The following is a 2882-nucleotide window of genomic DNA, read 5'->3' on the forward strand; positions in this document are numbered from 1 at the left end:
CGCTTGCTCGTATTGCTCTTCTTGCTCACGACCTGGACTGCTTCCTCCGGGACCCATACGTCCCAGCATCAACCTGCCCGTGATCGTGGGGGAACTTCACCGTCCTGAATAACCCTCTTGGTCGTCAGGTGTACGGTCTGCCACACATTCCCTGCGGCATCGGGGCGGCCAGTGTCCGGCCTCGAAGATGCCTTTGTGGTAAGCGCGGGCGACGAGTGCACCGCGGCTGTCGGCGCGCAGACGGGTCCTGAGTGTCTTGAGGCGGTAGTCGAGTCCCTGGCGGCTCAGGCAGAGCTGGGTGGCGATCGCAGCGTTGTTGTGGCCTGCGGCCAGCAATTCCAGGATCTTTGCATCCAAAGGACCCAGGGCGGGGGATGCGGCGTTTTGCTGGAGTGCGATCTGTTCGGCAGGCTCGCCGTAGTTGTCTACGGTCCAGGTTGTTGCAGGCGAGCCATCGCTGCGGTGCACCATGCGCAGGGTAACGGTGGCCAGGACCATTGTCCTGCGCGTCTGGAAGAGGATCTGGCCGATGGTGTGGGGTACGTCGCCCTGGGTGAGAGCGTCTTGCATTGCGGTGAGGGAGGAGTGCGAGGTGGGTGTGATCCAGTTGGTGATACTGGCTCCGATCAGGTGGCCGGTGCTAGCGTCGAGCATGTGGTGGAAGGCCATGTTGGCGCACTCAATGCGCCCGTCGGAATCGACTACTGCAACTGCATGGCCAACCCCTTCCAGGACGGCCTGTATCTGTGCCTGGCTGCAAGCGACAGCCTCCCGCAGCCCTTCGGTCTCGGTGACGTCCGTGGCGAGATGAAAACTCATGTTGCCCGCCTCGGGCGGCAGATCAATATGTGTGGACTGAAAAATACGGCCCTGCGCGTCCCGCCATGTGACCGCTGGGCTCTGCTCCACCTGGCCGCCCTCTGACACCAGCTGTTCTGGAACCCGCATTCTCACTGGCTCTTGACGCCCCAACACCTCATCAAGACATCTACCGGTAGCGTCGAGGTATGTCTGGTTGGCGAACAGGACCCGGTGCCCGCCATCCAGGAGTGCCATGGCCTGCCGATTGTGGTCCAACACCGAGTACAGCGTGTGCTCCGCTCTGCGCCGGCGCTCTTCTTCCTGCATCGTCATTGTCATGTCCACGGCAGCGCCGATCACTCCTTCGACCTGCCCCTCCTTCCCGTACGCCGGGGCAGCACAGGCGTGCAGCGAACCGCTCCACCCCGTGCGCCACAGCACCGTCTCCCCCGCGCGGGCCCGCAGATGTGCGGCCACGTCCGGATGCTGCGGATAGCGCACGTCATATCCATGGCTTTCACCGCAGTCCACCACCGCAGCCGACTCGAGGATCTGACGCTCCACCCCGGGGCCGGCCACCACATACGTCAGCCGCAGAGCCGCATCAGTCATCCATACCCCCATGGGGAGCTGCGCCACCACAGCGTCCATCAATACCCCGGCGGGCGAGGGCGCTTTACCTACGTCCACTAATCACCGCTTCTCTCGCGTGGGACAGGACACTTCAGAGCGACACACGCGATGGCGGCAACGGTTGCAAGCAGCTGAAATATTGGACATAACGAGCGATTAAGTACGTGAAGTGACTAGAATCATCAAGGTGGCCGCCGACCGGGTGGTGTCTCAAGGGGCTTCTTCGGAACGGCTGCCAATCGGGTGATAGAATCGCTTTAAATCTGCGGTTCAAGCGACCCCTGAATCACTATCAGGCGATCAGACTGAAATGCTCACAGTGTCTGCGCCTCAACCGCTGTGGCTGGAGCCCTCGTCGGCATTTGACCTGTCGCACTCGATCTGCCACGCGCGCTCGTGGAATCGATGACTATGCTGATCGTCGCCTGTGAGGGCCATTGCTGCATGCCCCGTCCTCTCAGTGGGCACTGGTGGCTCCGGCCTGCCCGCGCAAACACATCAGGCTTATCCAGCTCACTGCGGGACTGAGGGGCCCTACGTTCTCGGACAAGGTTTTTCGGGGTTTCTGACTCTTGCACTCGGCATGGATTTCCGCGAAGGCTCGGTGGCCGAGTGCGCAGTGAAGGCGCCTGTAATTGTAAAGCATCTCGGAGCCTTCTTCGCGTGTAGATTATGAAGGCAAGGATGGCCGCGCCGTTGCCGTGAGCCTGTTCGAGCTGAGCCTCGATCCACCGTGCAGTGAGCCTCTTCAGCTGCGTCACCCGATGGTGAATCAGTGGCCCCTGACCAGGGGGTTCAGCGAACACCGTCACCCGATCGGTGGCCGCGTTGAAAAGGCTCAGTGGTCGGCCTGTGGGTGACGGAACAAGAAGGGGGTGCCTGCTGAGCTGCGATGATAGGAGTTTCTGACGCTCCATCAACACGGCGCGGCAAGGCACCTCTCAAGTCAAATCTTCCCAGGCCTCTGGAGGCCTATTCACAGGGTTTCACTGAACCTCTTTCATCCTGTCCCCGAGGTGTGAAATGGCCTGGTCAGGCAGGGTGTGGTGACATGGCAGAGCCCCTTGTCGTTGGGGTGTTGATCTCACTCGACACCGGCGCCAAGGGGCTCTGTTGGTTCGCTATCCTTCCATGCTCGACGTCCCGTACGAGCTGGTTGAGCATGTCTCGTGGCTGATCTACGCCCGAAGGCGTGAACTTCACTGATGTCGGACCTGCAGGGCCGGCTCCGCGCCGTCGGCAGGCCGCTGCCCGGCGCCCGGCATGATTCCTACGCGTACACGGCCTCCGGGCTGGAGGCCACGGCCGGCAGACATCCCGGCCTCGGCGACAAGGGCTACCAGGGCCCCCAGGGCTTCGGCAAAGTTGTGGTTGAGGGGCGTTTGTGCGGGTGGGCGGGCGTAGAGGTCGGTGATCATGTGGGTTGTTGAGGCTCACATGATCGAGGG

Annotated in this window: 1 protein-coding gene; it reads right to left on the bottom strand. The window is 62.1% G+C overall.

The window, feature by feature from the left end; translation table 11 throughout:
- Positions 1-96 precede the first annotated feature (96 nt).
- On the bottom strand, positions 97-1452 hold the full coding sequence (locus IG74_RS48595; RefSeq protein WP_051856722.1) for a PAS domain-containing protein: 1356 nt from the start codon (positions 1450-1452) through the stop codon (positions 97-99).
- Positions 1453-2882: the final 1430 nt, after the last annotated feature.

Origin of the sequence: Streptomyces sp. NRRL B-1347, assembly GCF_000720325.1 — a bacterium.
GTDB lineage: Bacteria > Actinomycetota > Actinomycetes > Streptomycetales > Streptomycetaceae > Streptomyces.

Excerpts from the sequence above, each read along its gene's own strand:
- IG74_RS48595 (WP_051856722.1), bottom strand. The coding sequence starts at position 1,452 with ATGGACGCTGTGGTGGCGCAGCTCCCCATGGGGGTATGGATGACTGAT.